Below are 19694 nucleotides of genomic sequence, written 5' to 3'. Positions count from 1 at the left end.
AGAAAAAACGTATCTACTGCGTTGGTTGCGTTTTCTATTGAATATCGATATATTTAGATTGTTGAACGGCTAAGGGAGATGAAAATGGGAAATCTAACGGTCATTGCATTGCGCGTCGTGCTTGTGATGATGTTCGCGGGGTCGGTGTTCGTGCAGATTGTGATGGTTCCGCTGCTCGGGGTGGACCTGCGCGAAGCCGATCCCGACGTGGCAGCGATCCGCACTCCGCTCGTCGTCCTCACGGTGCTGACCATCCTCGCACTTCAGGCGGCGGTGGTCTGTGTGTGGGGGCTGCTGACGATGGTTCGACGGGGAACCGTGTTCTCCTCGAGCGCCTTCCGGCTCGTCGACATCGTCATCGGCGCCTTTGCGGTGGCCTCCCTGCTGACCTTCGGGCTGGGTGTTGCCCTCGCTCCCGGGGAAGCCGTCGCCCCCGGCGTGGTTCTGCTGATCGGAGGAGTGGCGGTCATGATCGCCGCCGTCGCCCTGATCGTCCTGGTACTGAGGGCACTGCTTGCCCAGGCTGTGGACCGGGATGCCGAGGCGCGGAAGCTCCGCACCGAGCTTGACGAGGTGATTTGATGGCTATTGTGGTGCGGATCGATGTCGAACTGGCGAAGCGGAAAATGAGCGTGGGCGAGTTTGCCGAGAGGATCGGCCTGACGCCGGCGAATGTGGCGGTGCTGAAGAACGGCCGGGCCAAAGCGGTCCGGTTCACCACCCTCGAGGCCATGTGCAGGGTGCTCGGATGCCAGCCTGGTGACCTGCTGGAGTGGGTCGACGACGACCCCGGAGCACCAGGCGCCTCCGAGCCCCTCGATGCCGCCCCGAAGCCGATAAAAGGCCAGTGACCAGGGCCGGGGCACGGGCCGCGCGGGATTGCGGCACCTGCCCAGGGGAACTCAATGCCTAAGTTGGATGCATTCTTCCCGCCGGCCCCGCCCCCAGGACAACCCGGCGACCCCGGGCTCTTCGGGCCGGCGTCGGCGGCGTGGCGGATCGGCAGGGAACGGATCCTGCTGGCCGCCGGCCCGGCCGCCCTCCTGCTGCAGCTCGCACACCCGCTGGTCGCGGAAGGGGTTCGGGCCCACAGCAATTTCTCGTCCGACCCGCTGCGCCGGCTGCGGGGCACCCTCGACGCCGTCCTGACCATCACCTTCGGCGACCAGAACCAGGTGCGGGACGCCGCCCGGCATGTCCAGCGCAGGCACCGCCCGGTGCACGGCACGTTGCCGGACGCGGACGGTCCCCTGCCGGCAGGAACGCCGTACCGCGCGGACGATCCGACGCTGGCACTCTGGGTGTTCGCGACGCTCGTCTGGACGGCGGTCTCCGTCACGGACGGCTTCGCCCGGCCGGTCCCGGACGCCGAACGGGATGCCTACTACCGCGACATGGCAAGGTTGGCGCACCAGTTCGGCATCCCCGCCCGGGTGCTTCCTGAGGACTATTCCGGGTTGGCCCGGTACGTGGACGGCCAGGTCCGCGACGTCCTCAGCGTTGGGCCGACGGCGTCGGCCCTCGCACGCCAGATCCTCGCACCCGAGCCGCCGATCCTGGCGCCACCGGCACGGGCCGCTGCCACGGTGCTTGCGGCCGGAGTGCTCCCGCCCGCCGTGCGGGACGCCTACGGGCTTCCGTGGCGGCACCGCGACCGGACCGCCCTGTGCGCCCTTCAGTGGACGACCCGGCGTACCCTTCCGCTGCTGCCCTCCGGTCCCCGGTTCTGGCCGCACTACCGCGTCGCACTGGACCGGTTCGGCACCTGAGCAGGTGCGTGCCGGCTCCGACGCACTGTCATTCTTTGATTTCCACTGAACGCGAATTTAGACTACGAGGGCCGTCAGCGCCGACGCGCAAACCACGGCAGACGCGCCCCTCCACCTGCGCGAAGTTCAGCCCGGGCCGGAGACGTAGGTTGCATCCTCAGCGGGAGGACCCGCGGGTGCACGACCCGCCCGCCCCAACGGGCACAGACCCCGGCCGGTCCGGTTCCCACTCGCTGCAGGCCACCGCCGCGGACCGGCCTCCCCCGCTACTCAGGAAGGGCCGCCATGACCGGACCCCGCGGTTACACCTATGGCAGTGCGGATCTCGAAACCAGCCCCGTTTCGCTCGACGACCTTCGGAAGATCGAAGAAACGATCCTGTGGACGGACGCCGACCGGCAGGCTCTCCTCCGGGCTCGACCGATCCTTGAACCGCGCACCGATGAGATCCTCGACGTCTGGTACGGCTACGTCGGCGACCACCCGTTCCTCATCGAAAGCTTCGCCGGTGCCGACGGAAACCCCGATCCGGACTACCTTGCGGCGGTGCGCGAGCGCTTCAAGATCTGGGTCGTCGATCTGTGTTCACGCGAGCACGATCAGGAGTGGCTGAACTACCAGCACGAAGTGGGCCTGCGCCACACCTCGGCGAAGAAGAACCTCACCGATGCGGTGGAGTCTCCGGCAGCCGAGATCAAGCTGCGGTACCTGATCGGGTTCATCGTCCCCCTGACGGCCACGATGCGCCCGTTCCTCGCCGAAGGAACCTCGGATCCCGAGGAACTTGACGCTATGTACGGCGCCTGGTTCAAGGGCGTCACCCTGACGGCAATTCTCTGGTCGGAGCCCTACAGCACGTCATGGTGATAGGGCCTTCCGCCGGGGCGGCCCACCTGATTTGATGGCCTGATGAAACTACTCGTCCTCGGCGGTACCGCCTGGCTCGGCCACGAGATCGCCCGGCACGCGGTGGAGCGCGGCCATGACGTGACCTGCGCGGCGAGGGGACGCTCGGGTGCGGTTCCGGGCGGGGCGTCCTTCGTGGACATCGACCGGGACGACAGGGAAGGGCTCTGGCGGGTGGCCGGAGGCCGCTGGGATGCCGTCGTGGACGTCTCCCTGCAGCCCGGCCAGGTCCGGCGTGCCGTCCGGGATCTCCGGAACGCCCGCTACTACCTCTTCATTTCCTCGGGAAGCGCCTATGCGGACCAGGGCCCGGCCGGTCAGGACGAGGACGCGCCCCTCCTGCCGCCCCTCGACGCCGACATCATGGACACCATGGAGGCCTACGGGCCCGCCAAAGTGGCATGTGAGCAGGCCGTGGTGGAAGCCTTCGGCCCCGCACGCAGCATGATCGCCCGCGCCGGACTCATCGGAGGACCCGGCGATGGGTCCGGCCGCACCGGGTACTGGCCGCTGCGGTTTGCGCACCCCTCCGACCCCAGCGGAGCGGTGCTGATCCCCGAAGGGCCGGATCTGCCCACGCAGGTCATCGACGTCCGGGACCTCGCGGCATGGGTGGTCACCTGCTGCCAGGAACAGCGCGGCGGGGTGTACAACGCCATGGGTGAGAGCAGGTCCTTCGCCGACCATCTCGCCGCGGCCCGCCGGGTCGCCCGGCACGAGGGACCCCTGGTGACGGCGGACGCGCAGTGGCTGCACGCCCGGGGAGTGGGCGAGTGGGCAGGTCCCCGCTCGCTGCCCCTGTGGCTCAGCGATCCGGACTGCCAGGGGATGAACGCCCGGTCCAACAAGCGCGCACTGGACGCGGGCCTGGTGCTGCGCCCCCTCGAGGAAACGCTGGAGGCGGCCCTGGAGTGGGAGGAGGCCCAGGGGCCCGACCGGCCCCGGCGGGCCGGACTCACCCGCGACGAGGAACGGGAGCTCCTTGCGGCGCTGAGCGGGTAGAACGGGCAGGATGGGCGCACGGAGGGGGACCAGCCGGGTTTGTGTCCAGGCGTTACTAAACCTGCGTGCGGATCAGCCGGGACAGCGCCGGTTCACCGTGCCGCGGATGCCGTCCACCGGCCGCCGGGCGTGGAAGACCATCAGAGGACTCGTTGCCGTCATCGGCTGGCGGCGCCACCCGCCCCAGGTCCCCACCGGTTCCAGACCTGCTGCTCCAACATCGGCGGTGACCTCGTCAATCCCGTGGAAGGCCAGGGTCGCATGTTCCGTAATCGCCTCGGGTACCTGCTGACCCGGCGCGGTCAGAAGGTTGTGGCTGGTGAAGGAAACGTCGCCTGTTTCCCCAACGGAAGTGACCTCGTACCACTCCACCAGTTCACCTACCGCGGTCTGACGGGTGCTGTAGCTCTTGTCCCTCGTCCAGTTTTCCCACTCCCTGGCGGCCGGGTTGCGCCGCTCGAACGCGAGGGACCCCCCGGGGCGGAGGCCGCGGTAGATGTCGGCCAGGGCCCGGTGCCAGGCCTCGCCGATAATGTGCTGGGCGGTGTTGCCGCTCATCACCACGAGGTCGGCCTGGGCCGCACCGATGGCCGCCGAGTCGCCCACGCGCCAGGTCACCCGCTCCGCTCCGGGGCGGGAACGGGCGAGTGCAAGCATCGACGCCGAGGGATCGATCCCGGTCACCGTCCGCGCGGGCGCGGCGAGCGCTACGGTAAGCAGGCCGGTTCCGCACCCCAGATCCACAATCGTGCGGGCGCCCACCTCATCGGCGAGGGAGCGGAAGAAGTCGTGATCAGGGCCGCCGGGATTGTCGGCGTCGTAGAGCCGCACAAGCCGCGGATCGTAGTCAGCCATGGACCGACCCTACCAATCGCTCCGGGGACGGGACGGCGGCGAGCAGCGGAAGATTCACGCTCAGTCGAGCGGGCACCGTCCGCCGGGCCGGGATTCAGGGGCCGCCGTCCACGCGGCAGCGCAGTGGCGGGGCGCCTCGGCCCTGCCCGGCCGCACTGTTCGGGAGCTCCTCCCGGAGGTACATTTGGCGCAGGTGCGGCCTCGGCGGCCCGCCGCGAGGGGGATCCAATGACCAGCAACAAGCGGGCGGACAGACCCGGACAGTGGCTTACCGTGGCGGGGGGCGGCATCCTCATCCTCGCCGCGGCCCTTTTGGTGCCGGGCATCGATGCCCTCAACCGGGCCACGTACGGCGGCGGCGGCAATTCGGCAGAAGCGCTGACCCTGCTCGGGCTCGGCGCCGTCGCCCTGCTGGCAGGCGCGGCGGTCCTGATCGTCGGACGCCGCCGATCCGCCGCGGGAATGAGAAGGCCCCGAACCTATGCCGACCGGCACGACCACCACACGCTCCCCGCCGAGGACCGGCCCACGAACCCGAACGACACTCTACTGCGGGGCTACCAGGAGGGCATCTGACGCCGGGAGGCGGTCCGCCGATCCCTGCGGTGTCCAGCCCGCAGGGCTCCCTAGCAGGGCGGTTAGGCGGTGACCAGGACCGCGCCGGCAAGGGTGAGCGCCCCGAGGAAGACCGTTGAAACGCCACCCAGGATCAGACTGCGCCCGCCGGTGCGGACCAGCTGAGGGATATGGATCCCGACGCCGAGGCCGAACATCGCGGCCGCCAGCAGGAGCGTGGCCGTGACCGAGGCGCCCTGCAGCACCGGGGCCGGGACAAGGCCGGTGGAGCGGACGAGGACCAGAACGAGGAAGCCGACGACGAACAGGGGTACAGCGGGCGCCGATCGGGCGCCGGCCTTACGCGGATGGGCTGTCGAGCGGCTGATCCCGAAGGAGACAAGGGCGGCCACCGGCGCCAGGAGGACAACCCGGCCGAGCTTCACGACCGTGGCCACCGCCAGGGCCGCGGCGCCCCCTGTGCTGGCGGTGGCCACCACCTGGGCCACCTCGTGCACGGCCAGGCCCGACCACAGTCCGAAGGTCTCCCCGGAAAGCCCCAGGAGGCCGCCCACCACCGGAAGCCCGAGGATCACCGCTGACCCGTACAGCGTCACCATGGCCACGGCACTGGCCACTTCATCGTCGTCGGCGTCAACGATGCTCTGCATGCCGGCGATCGCCGAGGCGCCGCAGATGGAAAACCCGGCGGCCATCAGGGTGGACGCGGCCCGGCTCAGGCCCAGGCGCTCGCCGAGGTACCGGGTGAGGAAAAAGCTGATGAATACGGAGGCCACGATAAGACCGAGCACAGGCAGGCCGAGGCCCACGATCTCCGGGAGGGAAAGCTGAAGACCCAGCACCACCACGCCCAGACGCAGGAACCGTTTAGTGGCCGCGCGGATGCCCGGGTTCAGGCGCGGGTGGAAGAGCCCGCTGTTTCGTACGAGCAGGCCGAGGCCGAGGGCGATGACCAGGGCCCCGGCAAATCCCTGGAGGTTCGCCAGAAGGACGGCGAGGGCGACGGCGGCCGCCATGACGAGAAGCCCCGGGGCATGGCCGAGCGCGGCGGTGACGGGACGCGGCAGGGGCACGGGGTCGCTTTCGGGAGGCACGGCAGTGGCATCAGCCAGACCGGCGCGGGTCTAGTTGGTGAAGTGGGTGGTGGCCGGCGCCGTCGCGACGGACTGCACTAGCTGCTCGGCGAGGACACGGAGCTTGACGTTCTGGTGGCTTGAGGCGCGCCGGAGGATCTGGATGGCCTCCTCCTGCGTGCAGCGGTTCTGGGCAATGATGATGCCCACTGCGATGTCGATGTTGGTGCGGGACTCCATGGCAGCCTGCAGGTTCGCGGCCGCGTCCTTGTGTGCGGCAAGCTGCAGGGCGAGTTCAAGGGTGCTTGCCGCTTCCGCCGCGTACTCCTCGACACGGCCCACGATGCCGGCGCTGAAGACACCGGGCTCCTCGGCGTACAGGTTCACCGCGGCGCCGCCGTCGCGACCCGTCATCAGGGGTACCCCGAGGACGGAATAGAACCCGCGGTCCTTGATCGCGTCGAGATAGTCGGGCCACCTGGGATCGGTCCGCGCATCCTGCACGACGGCGGTCTTCCCGGTCCGGATCGCTGTCAGGCAGGGCCCGTCGCCGTAGCCGTACTGGACCTCGTCGAGTTCGGTTGCGGCGACGCTGCTGCTGGCCACGGTGGTTGCCCGGTCATTGCGTTTGAGCGTGATGCCGCAGTGGGTCTTGACCTCGGGTGCAAGGATGGTCGCGGTGTGTGAGGCAAACGCCTCGAGGAACAGTTCAACGTTCTCGGACTCAAGAATCAGCTGCTGGAGCTGACGCGCCACCGAATCGCTTCCCGCATCTTTCCGCATTGGATCAGCTTAGGGCTAGGAGCCCTTGTTTAGCTCATCCGGAGCGTTACCTAAAGCATTTTTCCGGATCCCGTCCAGTGGACCTTTGGCTTTTCTGGGACCGGCCCGTCAAATAGCCTCGGTCGTGGACCGTCTAGCGGTCCGCGGTCCTGATTCCAGGGTCCGGCACCGCAGCCGAGCCCGCGCACACATTCGAGGTTCTTCGGTGGATGAGCAGAGGCAGCGAGAGCTGGTGTCCCGAGCGGCCTCCGAGGCGGGACTCAACACCGAGGAGCTGTGGATCCGGTACTTCGCCGTCGGAGGCTCGCTCGCCCAGATCGAGATCGACGCCTATCTGCAGGGGCTCCAGACGATTCCTTCCCTTGAACGGGACATCCTCACCTCCGCATTGCGTGAGGCCTTCGAGGAGACCGGCCGGAAGCTGCCGGGTCTCGACGAAGGCGGCGGGTGGGCGGAGGCCCGGAGCGGAGCGGGCCGGACGGCTACCGGTGACCCGCTCGAATCACTCGGCGCGGCGGGTGCCGTCTTCCTCACAGCCGAGCAGGCCGAGGCCCAGCGGATGCGGGCCCTGCATGAAACGGGCCTGCTTGATTCGCCGCCGGAGGAGCGCTTCGACCGCATCACCCGGCGGGCGCGCGAACATTTCGGGGTTTCCTCTTCGATCGTGGCACTGATCGCCGAGCGCCGGCAGTTCCTCAAATCGGTCATCGGCACACTCGGCCAAAACCTTGAGCGGGAGAGCACCTTCTGCAACCAGACCATCCGCAGCGCGGGGCCGATGGTCGTGTGTGACACGCTGTCCGACGAGCGATTCAGGTCGAGCCCGCTCGTCGTCGGCGAGCCGCACATCCGCTTCTACGCAGGGCACCCGCTGCTGGGCCCGGGCGGGTGGACCATCGGCACCATCTGCGTCATCGACCAGAATCCGAGGGGGTTCACCGATGAGGACCGGCGCGTGCTGCGGTCCCTGGCCGAGGCCGCGCAGCATGAAGTCACGCCGTAGGGGAGACTCGATCCGGACACGATCAGCGCGTTGAGAGGCCTTCGCTGTCGATGGTGAGGGCGAGCTGGTGCGCCTCTCCGGGGCACTGGGGGCCGTTGGGGCGCACGACCTCCGCTCTGGCGCGGACAGGAACGAGCACCCGCGTTTGCCCTTCCCGATTGGTGACCGTTGCCCGGATCTCCACCTCGCCGCCGGGAAGGTCCAACGGCGCGAAGCCAACGAGGGTGCCATCCGGGCTGGCCGACGCCACGCAGATTCCGTCGTCGCAGCCCTGGTCGACGGACACCGTTCCCGCACTCAGCGCCACTTCGGCTTTCGTGCACCGGCCCTCCCGGCACACCTCCAGCTCGAGCGCTTCGAGCCCGCGGACAGAGTCGTCGGTAACGGTTGTCGAGACGCCATCGACCGCCCCGACCGCAGTACACCCTGCACCGAAGGGCGCACCGCAGCCGCCGGTGAGCAGGAGCGCTCCACCGAAGACGGCGGGACGCAGCCAGGGCGCTCGAAATGGCATGCCTCACCCTAACGCGGGGCGGCGTGGGACGGGCCGCTTCCCGGGTCCCGTCCGGGGCCGGGGTCCCGGTACCCGGGCGCGGTCCCGGCACAAGGCGGCACCCGCGCAGGGCACGCCTCCGGCTGCCCGTCAAGACGGCGCCGCGCGTGCCCTGGCCGCCGGCCCTGCCGGCAGCGAGCCTGCCATAGGCTGTGCCCATGGTTTTCCGGAAGCACCTCGGTGAAGAGTCCATCCCCGCGGAGGTCCTGGCGGCCCGGCGTCCGGGGACCTCGGACGCCGACTGGGACTCCTTCGAGGCACAGTTCCGCTGCGAATTCCCCCGCCTGCGGTCCCTGTTCCGCAGGATCTACGGCGGGAGCGCCGACGACGAATTGGTATTGCTGGCCGTGGAGGCGGCCGAGTCATGGCAGCAGCGGCCCGCCGGGCTCAAGGCGCTCGACGCCGACCGGGCCACGGCGCCGGACTGGTTCCAGTCCAACGCGATGCTGGGCGGTGTCTGCTACGTGGACCTGTACGCCACCGACCTCTCCGGGCTTCGGGCGCGCATCCCGTACTTCCGCGAACTGGGTCTCACCTACCTTCACCTCATGCCGCTGTTCCTCGCGCCGGAGTCGAACTCCGACGGCGGCTACGCGGTCTCCAGCTACCGGGAGCTGAACCCGGCCCTCGGGACCATTGAGGAACTCGCCTCGATCGCTGCCGAACTCCGGGCGAACGGCATCTCGCTCGTCGTGGATTTCATCTTCAACCACACGTCGAACGAACACGTGTGGGCCAGGAAGGCGCTCGCCGGCGACCCGGAATTCGAGAAGTACTACTGGATCTTCCCGGACCGGGAGATGCCGGATGCGTATGAACGCACCGTGCGCGAGATCTTCCCGGACGACCACCCCGGGTCCTTCGTGCCGCTGCCCGACGGGCGCTGGGTCTGGGCCACCTTCCATTCGTTCCAATGGGACCTCAACTACCGCAACCCCGCGGTGTTCCGGGCGATGGCGCAGGAGATGCTCTTCCTCGCCAACCAGGGCGTGGAGGTCCTGCGCATGGATGCGGTCGCGTTCGTATGGAAGCAGCTGGGCACGGCCTGCGAGAGCCTGCCCGAGGCGCACCTCCTCCTCCAGGCGTTCAACGCGGTCTGCCGGCTCGCCGCGCCGTCTCTGCTCTTCAAATCCGAGGCCATTGTGCACCCGGACGAGGTGGTTCAGTACATCAGCCCGGGGGAGTGCCAGCTGAGCTACAACCCCCTGCAGATGGCACTGATCTGGAACAGTCTCGCCACCCGGGAGGTCTTCCTCCTTGCCCAGGCCCTCGAGCGGCGCCACGCCATTCCGCACGGCGCCGCCTGGGTGAACTACGTGCGCAGCCACGACGACATCGGCTGGACCTTCTCCGATGAGGATGCGGCAGAGTTCGGCATCGGCGGGTACGACCACCGGCGCTTCCTCAACGCATTCTTCGTCAACCGTTTCCCGGGCAGCTTCGCCCGCGGCGTGCCATTCCAGGAGAACCCCCGCACCGGGGACTGCCGCATCTCCGGCACGACGGCGTCGCTGGCCGGACTGGAGGCCGGCGACGCCGGCGCCGTGGACAGGATCCTGCTTGCCCATGCCATCGTCCTCAGCACCGGGGGCATCCCGCTGATCTACCTGGGAGACGAAGTGGGCCAGCTCAACGACTACGGGTACGCGCAGGACCCGGGCAAGGCCGGGGACAGCCGGTGGGTCGGGAGACCCGCCTACCCGGCGGCCCGCTACGCGTTGAAGGACGATCCGGCCACCCCTCCGGGGGCGATCTTCAAGGGCCTGCAGCACCTGATCCGTGTCCGGGCCGCCACCCCCGAATTCACCGGCGGCAGGCTGGTGCCCTTTGGCACGAACAACCGCTCCGTCCTGGGTTACCAGCGGCCAAGTGCGCCAGGCGCGAAGCCCTCAGTGATCCTGGTCCTTGCAAACTTCGCCGACACTCGGCAGGAAGTGACCGCGGAGACCCTCTCAGGCCTGCCCGGTTCCGCCGTCGAACTCCTCTCGGGCCGCAAGGTGACCGTGTCCGCCGGGCTCGGCCTCGAGCCCCATCGCGTGCTGTGGCTGCGCTTCTCACCGGAGGCCCGTGCCTGAGCCCTGCCGAGGGCTGCCCTGTGAACCCTCGGACGCACCGGGCGGATTCGCTTATTCGACCGCAGGCCTGTAGCGTTCTTACTACGCCGCGGGGTGGAGCAGTTCGGTAGCTCGCTGGGCTCATAACCCAGAGGTCACAGGTTCAAATCCTGTCCCCGCAACCAAGGTAAAAGTCCCGGTCCCGTGAGGGGCCGGGACTTTCGCGTTCACAGGGATCCCGCTGCTTCTCCACCGGGCCCGTGAACGCGCGGCGGGTGCGGTGAAATGAAGCCGTCACATCGTCCCGCTCGATTGGCAGCCCCACCAGGCGGGTGCAGACTTAAATCTCGGAGCGCCCGAATCCGGGTCGGGCGCCGGGATGCCTGGAGGAAACATGCGCGTACTCGTGGCCGGCGCCGGAGGCGCCATTGGACGCCCCATCGTCCGTCGGCTTGTGTCCCTGGGCCATGAAGTGTCGGGCATTGCCCGCGGGGACGAGGGGGCGGCGCGCATCTCGGCGGATGGGGGAACACCGTTCGTCGCCGACGTGCTCAAGCCCGACGAGGTCGAAAAGGCAATGGCGGGCGCCAGGCCCGAGGTCGTCATCGACCAGCTCACCGCCCTGCCCCGGCATTACACGCCGCAGGCCATGCGCGAAAGCCTCGCGCGGACCTCCGAGGTCCGCGTGGTCGGGGGAGCGAACGTCCAGGACGCCGCCCTCGCGGCGGGAGCCACGCGCTTCCTCGGACAATCCGGGTGCTACTTCTACGCGCCGGGTGAGGGGCTTGCCGAAGAATCAGAGCCCTTCGTGTCGAGTGGCCCACCCCTGGTCGCCGGCAACGTCGAAGCCTTCCAACAGGTCGAGGACCGGATCACCGGCCTTCCGCAGGGCACAACGGGGCTCATCCTGAGGTACGGGTTCTACTACGGCCCCGGTACCTGGTACTCCTCGGACGGTGACATGGGCCAGCAGGCACGGGCCGGCCAGCTCGGTGTGCTCGGCGACGGTGACGGGGTCTGGTCCTTCGTCCACCTGGAGGACGCGGCGGAGTTTACGGCGCGGGTCGCCGTCGAGTCCCAGGCGACCGGAGTCGTGAATGTCACCGACAGCGACCCCCTTCCCATGCGGGACGTGATGCGGGCCTTCAGTGCCTTCGCGGGAGGTGTCGAACCGGCCGAGTATCCGATCACCGAGGAGACCGACGCTGACGGGGTGTTCTACGCGACGAAGATGAGGGGTGCAAGCAACCGAAGGGCACGGGAGGAGTTCGGGTTCAGCCCCCGCCGGCTGGAGTGGCTCCGCCCCTAGATTGAACTCCGGGCGCGTTCGGCGACCCCTGTCGCCGTGCGCCGTTCGGCGGTCCGCGTGGCAGGCCGCGGCGCTACCAGCCGCGGTCGAACCATTCGGCGAGGTGCGGCCGTTCGGCGCCCAGTGTCGTCCCCTTCCCGTGGCCCGGATGGACCAATGTGTCATCGGGAAGATAGTCGAACACCCGCTCCAACACATCGGCGAACAGCGAGGCGAACCGGGCGGGGTCACCCTGGGTGTTGCCCAGCCCGCCCGGGAAGAGCGAGTCGCCCGTGAACAGGTGCGCCGGGCCCTGCGGGTCCCGGTACAGCAGGGCCACAGAACCGGGCGTGTGCCCGCGCAGGTGGATGGCCTCCAGGTCGAACCCCTCGAAGGATGCGACGTCGCCGTGCTCGAGCGGCACATCGGTCGGTACCTCGATGGCGGGGGCGTCGGCGGCGCCGGCGGCGGTGCGTGCTCCGGTCGACTCCACGACGGCGGCCAGCGCCCGCACATGATCCCAGTGCGAATGTGTCGTGGCCACGAGGACAAGGCAGGCGGCGGCGGGTGTGTCCCGGGTACCCTCCGCCAGCAGGCCGGCGATGGCGGGCGCGTCGTCGGCCGCATCGATCAGCACCTGTTGCCCGGAACCGCGGGCGGTGAGCAGGTACACGTTGTTGTCCATTCCGCCCACCGCGAGCCGGCGGATCACCACTGAGGAAAGCTCGGCAAGGATCATGGACCCACCCTAGGGCAGGCGCGCCGCCGGGCCGCCCCGGCGCGGGCGGGCTTCACCTTCGGGCGCATAGCGGCCGCGCATCTCGGGCACGGTCGCGTTCGCGGTATTGTGCACGTAACAGGGCCCCGGCGGGGCGGTTCGGCATACGCGGCCCATCAGGGGCCGCCACGCCCGGCGGAAGGGGCAGCAGTGGAGAGTGAAATACCCGAGTGGCTGACACTCGATCCCTCGAGCCCTTATCCGCCCTATGAGCAGCTGCGTCAGCAGATCGTCGAGGCGGCGAACAGCGGGCGCATCGCCGTCGGCGTCCGCCTGCCCCCGGTGCGGACCCTGGCGGCTCACCTCGGAGTCGCGGCGAACACCGTCGCCCGCGCCTACCGCGAGCTGGAGCGTGCGCAGATCGTGGTGACCCGATCCCGCGCCGGAACGGTGATCGCCGCGGCGGGGGATGAGGCCCGGCGACGGGCCGCCGAAGGGGCAGCGGATTACGCCCGCATCGTCAAGGCCAGTGGGCTCAAGGAGGAGGAGGCCGTAGCCTATCTGCGGGCGGCATTGCGCCGAGCGTGAACTGGTCCGGCGCGCCGCACCGGTGTGGCGCGAATTTAACCGTATTCGAATATGTCTTCGAAGCGGGATTGAATTACAGTGGAACGGTGTCTATAGCCCACTCCCTGGAACAGCACTCTTCCAATCCCTTGATTCCGCACCCGGACCTGTCACGCCTCGTCGTCAAGGGTGCGCGCGAGCACAACCTCAAAAACGTCGACCTCGACATGCCCCGGGACGCCATCATCGTCTTCACCGGGCTCTCCGGGTCGGGGAAGTCATCCCTCGCGTTCGACACGATCTTCGCCGAGGGCCAGCGCCGGTACGTCGAGTCGCTCTCGGCCTACGCACGCCAGTTCCTGGGCCAGGTGGACAAGCCCGACGTCGACTTCATCGAGGGCCTCTCGCCGGCCGTGTCGATCGACCAGAAGTCCACGAGCAAGAACCCGCGGTCCACCGTGGGCACCATCACGGAAATCTACGACTACATGCGCCTGCTCTGGGCGCGCGTGGGCCGCCCCCACTGCCCCATCTGCGGCGAGCCGGTGGCCAAGCAGACCCCCCAGCAGATTGTCGACCAGCTGCTCGAACTCGACGAGGGAACGCGCTTCCAGATCCTCGCGCCCGTGGTGCGCGGTCGGAAGGGCGAGTTCGTCGACCTGTTCCAGGAGCTCTCGGCCAAGGGATACTCCCGCGCCCGAGTCGACGGCGACCTCATCCAGCTGACCGACCCGCCGAAGCTGGGCAAGCAGTTCAAGCACACCATCGAGGTGGTGATCGACCGCCTCGTCGTCAAGGAGGGCATCTCCCAGCGGCTCACCGATTCGGTCGAGACCGCACTGAAGCTCGCCGAGGGGCGCGTCCTGGCAGACTTCGTCGACCTGCCCGACGACGACGCCAAGCGGGTCCGCGCGTTCTCGGAGCACCTCGCCTGCCCCAACGAGCACCCCCTGGCCATCGACGAGATCGAGCCGCGGTCCTTCTCCTTCAACAACCCCTTCGGTGCCTGCCCGGTCTGCACCGGCATCGGAACGAAGCTCGAGGTGGACGAGGAACTCGTCGTCCCGAACCCCGACCTCAGCCTCGCCGAAGGCGCCATCGCCCCCTGGTCACTCGGCACCGCCACCCTCGAATACTGGACCCGGCTCCTCGAAGGCCTGGCGAAGGAACTGAACTTCAGCATGGACGTCCCGTGGCGCAAGCTTCCGGACCGTGCCCGCGAGGCGGCCCTGTACGGCAAGGACCACAAGGTGGTCGTGCAGTACCGCAACCGCTTCGGTCGGGAGCGCAAGTACAGCACCGGCTTCGAGGGGGCCGTGCAGTACATCCACCGCAAGCACCTCGAAACGGAGTCGGACCACGCCCGCGACCGGTACGAGGAATACATGCGGCAGATCCCGTGCCCCGAATGCGGCGGTGCGCGGCTGAACCCGGCGTCCCTGTCGGTGCTCATCAACGGCGCGTCCATCGCCGAGGTGGCGGCCATGCCCATGCGCGACTGCAGCGACTTCCTGAACAACCTCGTCCTGACCGGGCGCGAGGCGCAGATCGCCAACCAGGTCCTCAAGGAGATCCAGGCCCGCCTGACCTTCCTGCTCGACGTCGGCCTCGAGTACCTCAACCTCGAGCGCGCCGCCGGAACCCTCTCCGGCGGAGAGGCCCAGCGGATCCGCCTCGCCACCCAGATCGGCTCAGGTCTCGTCGGCGTGCTCTACGTGCTCGACGAGCCCTCGATCGGCCTGCACCAGCGCGATAACCGCCGCCTGATCGAGACCCTGACGCGCCTGCGCAACCTCGGCAACACCCTGATCGTCGTCGAACACGACGAGGACACCATCCACGAAGCCGACTGGGTCGTCGACATCGGCCCCGGCGCCGGTGAACACGGCGGCGAGGTGGTCCACTCCGGCCTGCTCAAGGACCTGCTCACCAACGAGAAGTCCATCACCGGTGACTACCTCTCGGGCCGCCGGAAGATTGAGATCCCGGCCAAGCGCCGGAAGATCGACAAGTCGCGCCAGCTGAAGGTCGTCGGCGCCCGCGAGAACAACCTGAAGAAGCTCGATGTCTCCTTCCCGCTGGGCGTCCTGACCGCGGTCACCGGGGTCAGCGGCTCCGGCAAGTCGACGCTCGTGAACGACATCCTGTACAAGGTCCTCGCGAACAAGCTCAACGGCGCCAAGCAGGTCGCGGGGCGGCACAAGCGCATCGACGGCCTCGACCACCTCGACAAGGTGATCCACGTCGACCAGAGCCCGATCGGACGCACGCCCCGGTCCAACCCGGCAACCTACACCGGGGTGTTCGACCACATCCGCAAGCTCTTCGCCGAGACCACCGAGGCGAAGGTCCGCGGCTACCTGCCCGGGCGGTTCTCCTTCAACGTCAAGGGCGGGCGCTGCGAGGCCTGCTCCGGTGACGGCACGCTGAAGATCGAGATGAACTTCCTGCCCGACGTCTACGTGCCCTGCGAGGTCTGCCACGGGGCCCGCTACAACCGGGAAACCCTTGAGGTGCACTACAAGGGCAAGACCATCGCCGACGTGCTCGACATGCCGATCGAGGAGGGAGCCGAGTTCTTCGCCGCGTTCAGCCCGATCGCCCGGCACCTGAACACGCTCGTCGAGGTCGGCCTTGGCTACGTCCGGCTGGGCCAGCCCGCCACCACCCTCTCGGGAGGCGAGGCGCAGCGCGTCAAGCTCGCCAGCGAGCTGCAGAAGCGCTCGAACGGCCGCAGCGTGTACGTCCTCGATGAGCCGACCACGGGCCTCCACTTCGAGGACATCCGCAAGCTCCTCCTGGTCCTGCAGGGCCTGGTGGACAAGGGGAACACCGTGATCACCATCGAGCACAACCTCGATGTGATCAAGAGCGCCGACTGGGTGATCGACCTCGGGCCCGACGGCGGCTCCGGCGGCGGCGAGGTCATCGCCACCGGCACCCCGGAACAGGTGGCGCGCAGCGAGAGGAGCCACACCGGCACCTTCCTCGCGGAGATCCTCCCGGCGTCCTCCTGAACATTCCCTGTGGGGAATAGGAGTGCGGCGGGCGGGGAGCATTGTGGCAAACTTGCCCGGTGACTAATTCGCAGGCGCTCGTTCTCTTCGACCTCGACGGAACCCTGATCGACCCCGCCGGGTCGATCACCGGAGGTATCGAAGCGGCCCTGCGGGAGCACGGTTTGCCCGTGCCGGACCCGCGCGTGCTGCAGAGCATGGTGGGCCCCGCGCTGGTCACCTCGCTGCGGAACATCGCCGGCGTACCCGAACACCTCATCGACCCGGTGATGGGTGCCTACCGCGCCGGCTACCGCACCATCGGCATGGCCCAAAGCCGCCCCTACCCGGGGATCGCCGACTGCGTGCGTGCGCTGCGCGCGGACGGGGCCAGGGTGGCGGTCGCCACCCAGAAACCCGAGTGGCTGGCCGAGGAACTGCTGACGGCCCAGGGGATGACCGGCCTGTTCGACTCGGTGCATGGGGCACCGCGGGACGAACGCGCCGCTGCGGCACTGCCGGGAAAGAAGCCCATTATCGCTGCCGCGCTGTCGGAACACGCCGGCCGCTACGGCAGCGCGATCATGGTCGGAGACCGCTCGCACGACGTGCTGGGGGCGGCCGATAATGGGCTTGGCTGCGTGGGGGTGTCCTGGGGCTTCGCCTCTCCCGGCGAACTCGAGGAGGCCGGCGCGATTGCGGTCGTCGACACCGCAGACAAACTCCTGGAGGTGCTGCGTGGGAATCTATGACCTCACCCGCAGCACCACGCGCGGTCTCATCGCCGGCCTCTGCCGGCCCACCGTTGAAGGGCTCGGGCATGTGCCCACCGAGGGTCCGTTCATCGTCGCGGCCAACCACCTCTCCTTCCTCGACAGCGTCCTCATCCAGGCCCTGATGCCGCGCCGGGTGGCGTTCTTCGCGAAGGCCGAGTACTTCACCGGCACCGGCGTCAAGGGGGCGATGATGCGCTCCTTCTTCGAGGGTGTCGGTTCGATTCCCGTGCAGCGGGGCGAACAGGCGGCCAGCGTGCAGGCCCTGAAGACCCTCCTCGACCTGCTCGAGGAGGGCAGCGGCGTCGGCATCTATCCGGAGGGCACCCGGTCCCGCGACGGGCTGCTCTACCGGGGACGGACCGGCGTGGGCTGGCTGGCGCTGACCACCGGAGCCCCGGTGGTGCCGGTGGGCCTGATCGGGACCGAGGCCCTGCAGCCGGCGGGCAGCAACGGCATCCGGCCGCAGCACTTCACCATGAGGATCGGTGCGCCCCTGTACTTCGAGAAGACCGGACCGGGCCATCCGCTGCCGGCCCGGCGCAGTGCCACCGACACCATCATGGACTCCATCGCCGCGCTCACTGGGCAGCAGCGCTCCGCCAGCTACAACAAGGGCGCGCCCGCGGAATAGCGGGCCCCCGCCGGGCCGACGCCCGGCGGACCCGCACCGCGGCACCCGCGCGCGCGAAGCTGAAGCGTCAGGGCCGCCCGGTCAAAGAACATAGGATTGAGCTGTGGCAAACCCAGCAAGCTACCGCCCCAAGACGGGGGAAATACCGCAGGACCCCGGCGTGTACCGGTTCCGCGACGAGCACGGCAGGGTCGTCTACGTCGGCAAGGCCAAGAACCTGCGCTCCCGCCTCAATTCCTACTTCGCGAACCCGCAGGGGCTGATGCCCCGCACCCGGGCCATGGTCCACACCGCCGCCGGGGTGGAGTGGACGGTCGTGGGAAGCGAACTCGAGGCCCTGCAGCTCGAATACACCTGGATCAAGGAATTCAACCCGCGCTTCAACGTGATGTTCAGGGACGACAAGTCCTACCCGTACCTCGCGGTGACGATGGGGGAGAAGTTCCCGCGCGTGCAGGTGATGCGCGGCGACAAGAAGAAGGACACCCGGTACTTCGGGCCCTTCTACCCAGCCAAGGCGATCCGGGAGACCGTCGATACGCTGCTGCGGGTCTTCCCCGTGCGCACCTGCAGCACCGGCGTCTTCCAGCGTGCCGAACGCTCCGGCCGGCCCTGCCTCATGGGCTACATCGACAAGTGTTCGGCGCCCTGCGTCGGGCGGATCTCCCCGGAGGACCACAAGGCCCTCGCCGGGGAGTTCGTTGCCTTCATGTCGGGTGAGGCCAAGCGGTTCATCACCGGGCTCGAAGCGAAGATGGCCGCCTCGGTCGCCGAACTCGACTACGAAGCCGCGGCGCGGACCCGCGACGACATCGCCGCCCTCCGGAGGGTCTTCGAGCGCAATACCGTCGTCCTCAGCGAGGACACCGACGCCGACATCTTCGCCCTGACCGAGGACGAGCTCGAGGCCGCGGCGCAGGTCTTCCACGTGCGCGGCGGGCGTATCCGCGGCCAGCGCGGCTGGGTCGTGGAGAAGGTCGAGGACATGGACACCCCCGACCTGGTGGAGCACCTCCTGCAGCAGGTGTACGGCGAGGACGGCGCGGGCAATGACCGGATTCCGCGCGAGGTGCTCGTGCCCGTGATGCCCAGCAACGCCGAGCAGGTCCTTGAGTGGCTGCGCGGGCTCCGCGGGGCCCGCGTCGATGTGCGGGTACCGGTCCGCGGTGACAAGGCCACCCTGATGGGCACCGTCCAGCAGAACGCCGCCGACTCCCTGCGCCTGCACAAGAGCCGGCGGGCCGGGGACCTCACGACGCGGTCGGCGGCGCTGACCGAGCTGCAGGAGGCCCTGGAACTGCCGCAGCCGTTGATGCGCATCGAATGCTTCGACATCTCCCACGTCTCCGGCACGAACGTCGTCGCTTCAATGGTCGTGGTCGAGGACGGCCTGCCGCGCAAGTCGGAGTACCGCCGCTTCTCCATCACCGGGGACGCCGCCCGCGACGACACCGCCTCGATGTACGACGTGATCTACCGCCGGTTCCGGAACTACCTCGCCGGCCGCGTGCCGGAGGACACCGGCAACAGCACCGGCTCCCCGGCCGTCGGGGACGGGACCGGTTCCCCGGTGGGCAGCGGCGCGGCTGCCGCGGCGGAGACCGTTCCGCTGGCGGACACCACGACGGCGACGACGAAGAACCGGTTCGCCTACCCGCCGAACCTGGTCGTCGTCGACGGCGGCCCGCCCCAGGTGGCCGCGGCCTCCCGCGCGCTGGCGGACCTCGGCATCGACGACGTCTTCGTGGTCGGCCTCGCCAAGCGCCTCGAGGAGGTGTGGGTGCCAGGCAGCGACTTCCCCGTCATCCTGCCGAGGGCATCCGAGGGACTGTTTCTGCTGCAGCGGATCCGTGATGAGGCCCACCGCTTCGCCATCAGCTTCCACCGGCAGAAGCGCGGGAAGTCGATGACCGAGTCGGCCCTCGACGGAATCCCGGGGCTTGGGCCGTCGAAACGCAAGGCCCTGCTGAAGCACTTCGGCTCGGTGAAGAAGCTGAAGGCCGCCTCGGTGGAGGACCTGCTGGAGGTCCCGGGCATCGGTCCGGCCCTGGCCGAAGCCATCCGGAACGGGTTGGCCGGCGGGGCGGTGCAGGACGCTGCTCCCGCTGTGAACCTGACCACGGGCGAGATCCTCGATTCTTAGC

The 19694-nt window shown here is 68.8% G+C and carries 19 protein-coding genes and 1 tRNA gene; 15 read left to right on the top strand and 5 right to left on the bottom strand.

Features of this window, described 5'->3' with window-relative positions; translation table 11 throughout:
• The first annotated feature begins 84 nt into the window (after positions 1-84).
• The 5 genes from E2F48_RS03205 (at position 85) to E2F48_RS03185 (ending at position 3677) form a co-directional block, all read left to right on the top strand.
• Positions 85-582: a DUF2975 domain-containing protein gene (locus tag E2F48_RS03205; RefSeq protein ID WP_133402526.1), complete on the top strand. Its 498-nt coding sequence runs from the start codon at positions 85-87 to the stop codon at positions 580-582.
• A complete protein-coding gene (locus E2F48_RS03200) occupies positions 582-851 on the top strand; it encodes a helix-turn-helix domain-containing protein (protein ID WP_133402525.1) in 270 nt (89 codons plus the stop codon). Before E2F48_RS03205 ends, E2F48_RS03200 begins: the two co-directional genes overlap by 1 nt.
• Positions 852-905: 54 nt before the next feature.
• On the top strand, positions 906-1769 hold the full coding sequence (locus tag E2F48_RS03195) for an oxygenase MpaB family protein (RefSeq protein WP_133402524.1): 864 nt from the start codon (positions 906-908) through the stop codon (positions 1767-1769).
• 285 nt (positions 1770-2054) lie between these two features.
• The gene (locus E2F48_RS03190; protein WP_133402523.1) at positions 2055-2636 is read left to right on the top strand and encodes a protoglobin domain-containing protein; all 582 of its coding nucleotides are present in this window, start codon (positions 2055-2057) and stop codon (positions 2634-2636) included.
• A gap of 42 nt (positions 2637-2678) precedes the next feature.
• Positions 2679-3677, top strand: a complete 999-nt coding sequence (locus E2F48_RS03185) for an NAD-dependent epimerase/dehydratase family protein (protein ID WP_133402522.1) — start codon at positions 2679-2681, stop codon at positions 3675-3677.
• 72 nt (positions 3678-3749) lie between these two features.
• On the opposite strand, the gene E2F48_RS03180 is transcribed toward E2F48_RS03185, so the two are convergent.
• Positions 3750-4532 carry a class I SAM-dependent methyltransferase gene (locus E2F48_RS03180; RefSeq protein ID WP_133402521.1) on the bottom strand — a complete coding sequence of 261 codons (783 nt, stop codon included), beginning with the start codon at positions 4530-4532 and terminating at the stop codon, positions 3750-3752.
• 228 nt (positions 4533-4760) lie between these two features.
• On the opposite strand from E2F48_RS03180, the gene E2F48_RS03175 reads away from it, so the two are divergent.
• A complete protein-coding gene (locus tag E2F48_RS03175; protein ID WP_133402520.1) occupies positions 4761-5108 on the top strand; it encodes a hypothetical protein in 348 nt (115 codons plus the stop codon).
• 62 nt (positions 5109-5170) lie between these two features.
• On the opposite strand, the gene E2F48_RS03170 is transcribed toward E2F48_RS03175, so the two are convergent.
• Together E2F48_RS03170 and E2F48_RS03165 are read right to left on the bottom strand one after the other, a co-directional pair.
• Positions 5171-6202 carry a YeiH family protein gene (locus tag E2F48_RS03170; protein WP_221411601.1) on the bottom strand — a complete coding sequence of 344 codons (1032 nt, stop codon included), beginning with the start codon at positions 6200-6202 and terminating at the stop codon, positions 5171-5173.
• Positions 6203-6232: 30 nt separating this feature from the next.
• Positions 6233-6964 (bottom strand): GAF and ANTAR domain-containing protein, encoded by a 732-nt coding sequence (locus E2F48_RS03165; RefSeq protein ID WP_133402519.1) that lies wholly within the window; start codon positions 6962-6964, stop codon positions 6233-6235.
• A 205-nt stretch (positions 6965-7169) separates the two neighbouring features.
• On the opposite strand from E2F48_RS03165, the gene E2F48_RS03160 reads away from it, so the two are divergent.
• Positions 7170-7967, top strand: coding sequence for a GAF domain-containing protein (locus E2F48_RS03160; protein ID WP_133402518.1), 798 nt, complete (start codon positions 7170-7172; stop codon positions 7965-7967).
• A 22-nt stretch (positions 7968-7989) separates the two neighbouring features.
• Here E2F48_RS03160 and E2F48_RS03155 read toward each other — a convergent pair whose 3' ends face one another.
• Entirely contained in the window at positions 7990-8481 is a 492-nt protein-coding gene (locus E2F48_RS03155) for a hypothetical protein (RefSeq protein WP_133402517.1), read from the bottom strand.
• A gap of 197 nt (positions 8482-8678) precedes the next feature.
• Between E2F48_RS03155 and E2F48_RS03150 the strand changes: the two genes are divergently transcribed.
• From E2F48_RS03150 to E2F48_RS03140, 3 genes are all read left to right on the top strand, one after another.
• Positions 8679-10595: an alpha-amylase family protein gene (locus tag E2F48_RS03150; RefSeq protein ID WP_133402516.1), complete on the top strand. Its 1917-nt coding sequence runs from the start codon at positions 8679-8681 to the stop codon at positions 10593-10595.
• Positions 10596-10682: 87 nt separating this feature from the next.
• Positions 10683-10759: transfer RNA gene (locus tag E2F48_RS03145), tRNA-Met, on the top strand.
• Between the two features lie 209 nt (positions 10760-10968).
• Positions 10969-11883 (top strand): NAD-dependent epimerase/dehydratase family protein, encoded by a 915-nt coding sequence (locus E2F48_RS03140; protein WP_165968671.1) that lies wholly within the window; start codon positions 10969-10971, stop codon positions 11881-11883.
• A gap of 73 nt (positions 11884-11956) precedes the next feature.
• Here the strand turns inward: E2F48_RS03140 and E2F48_RS03135 are convergent, their stop codons facing one another.
• A complete protein-coding gene (locus tag E2F48_RS03135) occupies positions 11957-12601 on the bottom strand; it encodes an MBL fold metallo-hydrolase (RefSeq protein ID WP_133402514.1) in 645 nt (214 codons plus the stop codon).
• Between the two features lie 189 nt (positions 12602-12790).
• Between E2F48_RS03135 and E2F48_RS03130 the strand changes: the two genes are divergently transcribed.
• The 5 genes from E2F48_RS03130 to uvrC all read left to right on the top strand — a co-directional run bounded on the left by E2F48_RS03130 (position 12791) and on the right by uvrC (position 19693).
• Entirely contained in the window at positions 12791-13168 is a 378-nt protein-coding gene (locus tag E2F48_RS03130) for a GntR family transcriptional regulator (protein WP_221411600.1), read from the top strand.
• 86 nt (positions 13169-13254) lie between these two features.
• Positions 13255-16164, top strand: coding sequence for an excinuclease ABC subunit UvrA (uvrA, locus tag E2F48_RS03125; RefSeq protein WP_133402513.1), 2910 nt, complete (start codon positions 13255-13257; stop codon positions 16162-16164).
• A gap of 59 nt (positions 16165-16223) precedes the next feature.
• The gene (locus E2F48_RS03120) at positions 16224-16895 is read left to right on the top strand and encodes an HAD hydrolase-like protein (protein ID WP_165968670.1); all 672 of its coding nucleotides are present in this window, start codon (positions 16224-16226) and stop codon (positions 16893-16895) included.
• The gene (locus tag E2F48_RS03115; RefSeq protein ID WP_133402511.1) at positions 16882-17550 is read left to right on the top strand and encodes a lysophospholipid acyltransferase family protein; all 669 of its coding nucleotides are present in this window, start codon (positions 16882-16884) and stop codon (positions 17548-17550) included. The genes E2F48_RS03120 and E2F48_RS03115 overlap by 14 nt, the downstream gene beginning before the upstream one ends.
• Positions 17551-17653: 103 nt before the next feature.
• Positions 17654-19693 carry an excinuclease ABC subunit UvrC gene (gene uvrC / locus E2F48_RS03110; protein ID WP_133402510.1) on the top strand — a complete coding sequence of 680 codons (2040 nt, stop codon included), beginning with the start codon at positions 17654-17656 and terminating at the stop codon, positions 19691-19693.
• Position 19694: the final 1 nt, after the last annotated feature.

This window comes from Arthrobacter crusticola (assembly GCF_004357995.1).
GTDB lineage: Bacteria > Actinomycetota > Actinomycetes > Actinomycetales > Micrococcaceae > Arthrobacter_D > Arthrobacter_D crusticola.
This window is presented reverse-complemented; position numbering and strand designations above follow the sequence as displayed.

Coding starts and splice junctions, on each gene's coding strand:
- E2F48_RS03205 (WP_133402526.1), top strand. CDS start 85: ATGGGAAATCTAACGGTCATTGCATTGCGCGTCGTGCTTGTGATGATG.
- E2F48_RS03140 (WP_165968671.1), top strand. CDS start 10,969: ATGCGCGTACTCGTGGCCGGCGCCGGAGGCGCCATTGGACGCCCCATC.
- E2F48_RS03150 (WP_133402516.1), top strand. CDS start 8,679: ATGGTTTTCCGGAAGCACCTCGGTGAAGAGTCCATCCCCGCGGAGGTC.
- E2F48_RS03165 (WP_133402519.1), bottom strand. CDS start 6,964: ATGCGGAAAGATGCGGGAAGCGATTCGGTGGCGCGTCAGCTCCAGCAG.
- E2F48_RS03135 (WP_133402514.1), bottom strand. CDS start 12,601: ATGATCCTTGCCGAGCTTTCCTCAGTGGTGATCCGCCGGCTCGCGGTG.
- E2F48_RS03195 (WP_133402524.1), top strand. CDS start 906: ATGCCTAAGTTGGATGCATTCTTCCCGCCGGCCCCGCCCCCAGGACAA.
- E2F48_RS03155 (WP_133402517.1), bottom strand. CDS start 8,481: ATGCCATTTCGAGCGCCCTGGCTGCGTCCCGCCGTCTTCGGTGGAGCG.
- E2F48_RS03185 (WP_133402522.1), top strand. CDS start 2,679: ATGAAACTACTCGTCCTCGGCGGTACCGCCTGGCTCGGCCACGAGATC.
- E2F48_RS03190 (WP_133402523.1), top strand. CDS start 2,055: ATGACCGGACCCCGCGGTTACACCTATGGCAGTGCGGATCTCGAAACC.
- E2F48_RS03200 (WP_133402525.1), top strand. CDS start 582: ATGGCTATTGTGGTGCGGATCGATGTCGAACTGGCGAAGCGGAAAATG.
- E2F48_RS03180 (WP_133402521.1), bottom strand. CDS start 4,532: ATGGCTGACTACGATCCGCGGCTTGTGCGGCTCTACGACGCCGACAAT.
- E2F48_RS03175 (WP_133402520.1), top strand. CDS start 4,761: ATGACCAGCAACAAGCGGGCGGACAGACCCGGACAGTGGCTTACCGTG.